The sequence below is a fragment of the Sulfitobacter sp. HI0027 genome, assembly GCF_001634775.1.
GTDB lineage: Bacteria > Pseudomonadota > Alphaproteobacteria > Rhodobacterales > Rhodobacteraceae > Sulfitobacter.
In genome coordinates this window covers 1-375 of sequence record NZ_LWER01000333.1, presented here as the reverse complement: position 1 = coordinate 375, position 375 = coordinate 1, and the positions used below count along the sequence as shown (strand labels likewise).

General features: G+C 53.1%; 1 protein-coding gene. It reads left to right on the top strand.

The window, feature by feature from the left end; all coding sequences use genetic code 11:
* Nucleotides 1–189: 189 nt before the first annotated feature.
* Nucleotides 190–375, top strand: a 186-nt coding sequence (locus A3722_RS24930; protein WP_236627457.1) for a hypothetical protein, incomplete at its 3' end; no start/stop codon positions are given.

Here is a 375-nt window from a genome sequence, read left to right as displayed (position 1 = left end):
AAAATGGCGTCCGACCTGGGCGAACGTTTTCCCGAGATCGAGCAAGAGGATATGCTGCTGGTCGAACGCCTGCGCAATGCGGCGGGCGAGGATCTGGAGCCTAATCTTCTGTATCAGCATGATCCCGGCGAAAACCATCTCGGTATGGTTAAGAAATGACGCTGCACCAACGCCCCCTTGCGGAAAAAGGTGCTGGAGTTTGGAAACTCGTTTTTCGGAAATGGCGACCATTCCGGAAAACTTTTCTGGTGGTATTCCCGCCTTTTCCAAGATTTCATGTTTGTGTGGTCACCACAGATAGACTGGGGCCTGGTGAGCGAGTACCAACCCGATTATCTCCTCGCTCAAACCATAGAGCGCTTTCTCACCCGCGTG